The organism is Mesorhizobium sp. M7A.F.Ca.CA.002.05.1.1 (assembly GCF_003998335.1).
GTDB lineage: Bacteria > Pseudomonadota > Alphaproteobacteria > Rhizobiales > Rhizobiaceae > Mesorhizobium.
The window spans coordinates 1-2,550 of record NZ_RZQI01000846.1; the positions used below are offsets into that span (position 1 = coordinate 1).

Genomic DNA, 2,550 nt, shown 5'->3' on the forward strand with positions numbered 1-2,550 from the left:
CAGATACCGACCGACGACATGTGGCAATTGGCGCCCGAGGCGTCGACGGCGTTGATGGCATCGACCCAGCCGTCGAAGATCTTGGCGCGGTTATAGACGTCTTCCGGATCGGCGCTGTCGGGCGGGTTGAGCTCGGTGGTGACGGCGAACTCGCCGCGCCGCAGGACGCGCTCCAGCCGGCCGCGCGAGGTGTGGCCGGGCAGGGGTTCGAGCGGCAGGTGGATGCCGGCCGGGTTCTCGTCGATCTGGCGTCCGATCATGCCGGTGCCCCGGTGTTTGCCGTCTCATTTTTGGCGGCAGCGGCCGCTTCGCGTGCGGCGGCCGCCTGCGCGGTCACCCGCAGCCAGGCCGATGTTTCGCGCAGCGACTGGTCGACCGGCTTCTGCACGGTCAGGATCCTGTCGCCGTGCACCATGTTCTGCGAGCCTTCCCAGGCTTTGACCCAGACGCAGGGCATATCGGGCTCGACCTCGCAATTGCCGTTGGCGCGGACGCCGCCGCAAGGACCGTTGCGCAATTGCTTGGGGCAGTTCATCGGGCACGACATGCCGGTCGAGGACAATATGCACTGGCCGCACATGCGGCAGTCGAACATGAAGCCCTTGACGCGCTTCTCGACGAATTTGATCGGCCCTTCGACGCGGCCGTAACCTATGCCCTTCCACAAGGGATGGAGGAGCAGGAACATGTCGGCGAATTTGGCGTAGAACCATTCGAGTAATCGCGAGTGCCGCACAGACCATAATCTGACCGCAAAGGAACGCTGCACGCGCCGCTGCGGCGATACGTCGGCCGGCTTGTAGTCGGATTTCGGCGCTGCCTTTTTGACCAGAGTGGCCTGGGTAACCGGCTGGACAACCCTTTGGCCATCCTTGGCAGGAATGGTTTCAGACATTTTCTTTGCCGCCTGCCTTGACCAGGGCGACCAGCCGCTCGCGGTCGTATTTCGTGTCGATATCGTTGAATGCCTTCTCGACCTCGGCTTCGAGGTCATCGCCGACCGGGACGGGATCGGCCTTGCGCCATTCGGCCAGATAATCGTCGGTGCCGCCGGCGCCAGTGCGCATCGCGCACATGTCGATCGCCTCGGTGAAGCGCAGCGGCAGCTCGCGCTTGGCGTTCTGCCGGCCCTTTTTGACGATGATTTGGGCTGGGATGTCGCGCCAGTAGACGACGATCAGATCGGCCATGAATTCTCACTCCTCGTTCTGCGAGCATTGCCGGAAGCGCAGTGGGGCCGCTTGTTATGGGACGACGCGCGCGCATTCAAAAGCGACGCATTTGGATGTCGTAAAATGAAAGGTGTGATTATTCGTTTCCGGCGTCTGCCGGCGCCCGGTTCGAGGCGTCGGAAAAGCCGGCTCACGGCGTGCGGATCCTGACGAGGAATGCGCTACCAGATGCCGGTTCTCAGGCCAGTCCAGAGATAGAACCAGATCGTCGGATGATACCATTGCTGTGATGGCAGACCGGGGTCGACGGTGGTGATTTTTCCGGCCAGAACATCGCTGACCGCCTCGACGCAGATGTCGCGCGAGAACGCGGCCTGGCGCAACGCGTAGCTGGAGATGGTGTCGCCGCGTTTCGGTTGACCGCGCACCTGTTTCAGCACGGCGCCCGTATCGACGCCGGCATCGACCAGATGCACGGTGGTGCCGAAATTCTGCGGGTCGCCTGACGTCAACGCCCAGTAGCCACCGTTCATGCCGCGGTATTTCGGCGTGATGCCGGCGTGATAGTTGAGCACCGGGCAAGGCATCCGGGCAAGCATGTCCTTCGACAACAGCCTGCAGCCATTAAGCAGGACAACGCCAGGCTGGATCTTCTTGATCGCTTCGAGGCATTCCGGCCCGTTGGCTGAGGCGACATGGATGATTTCCTGATCCCGCCGCGGCTCGACCTCGAGCTTTTCCTCGGCAATCAGCCGGGCGGCATGGCTGGCGAGAAGCCGTTTGCCCAGTCTGCTGAGCACCATCGTGCCAAGTTGGCCGATGGCGGAGATCCAGCCCTGGCGGCGAGCCCGGCCGCGAAGCAATTGCTTTTTGGATTCAGGCGTTTCGAGGATGACGCTGACAGGGCCGACGCGGTCGGTGATCGCGTTGACGATAGCCCAGACATGCTGGCCGCCTCCGGTGACGACCACGATCCGCGTACTGGATTCTGATGCTGCCATGGATCTTGCCCCCTCCAAGCAACCCGTTCTTGATAATGGTCGGGATGCTAGGGCGTCCGGGTTAATCCTTGGTGATCAGCCTTCGATACACAGTCAGCGCTTGAATTCGATGATATCGAGATTCGATTCGTAATAGGGCGCCGGAAATTCGATGCGCCATTCCTTGGCGCTGTTGCGGAAGGCATAGCCGACCTGGTCGGTTTGCGGGCCGCTGCCATAGGGCTTTGCCGGATCATCGTTGACATAGAAGGAACCGAGATAGATCGCGCGTTTCTCGCCATCGTCGAAGAAACGGCCCTTGGTGCGCTGCGAGCCGCTGATCTTTTCCAGCCGCCAGCCGGAACCGTCGTCGGTGACCTTGCACTTGAACCAGCCAT

General features: G+C 61.9%; 4 protein-coding genes and 1 pseudogene. All 5 read right to left on the reverse strand.

Translation table 11 applies throughout. The features are described 5' to 3' along the window. Nucleotides 1–260: pseudogene (locus EN939_RS29380) on the reverse strand (methylenetetrahydrofolate reductase); the annotation flags it as partial. After that, a complete protein-coding gene (locus tag EN939_RS29385; RefSeq protein WP_127271183.1) occupies nucleotides 257–895 on the reverse strand; it encodes a methylenetetrahydrofolate reductase C-terminal domain-containing protein in 639 nt (212 codons plus the stop codon). The gene EN939_RS29385 and the pseudogene EN939_RS29380, both read right to left, overlap by 4 nt. Continuing rightward, a complete protein-coding gene (locus tag EN939_RS29390; RefSeq protein WP_023812316.1) occupies nucleotides 888–1,190 on the reverse strand; it encodes a virulence factor in 303 nt (100 codons plus the stop codon). The genes EN939_RS29385 and EN939_RS29390 overlap by 8 nt, the downstream gene beginning before the upstream one ends. 203 nt (nucleotides 1,191–1,393) lie before the next feature. Then, nucleotides 1,394–2,173, reverse strand: a complete 780-nt coding sequence (locus tag EN939_RS29395) for a formyl transferase (protein WP_127271185.1) — start codon at nucleotides 2,171–2,173, stop codon at nucleotides 1,394–1,396. Between the two features lie 93 nt (nucleotides 2,174–2,266). Further along, nucleotides 2,267–2,550: DUF4893 domain-containing protein (locus EN939_RS29400; RefSeq protein ID WP_127271187.1), on the reverse strand; the 284-nt coding region annotated here is incomplete at its 5' end.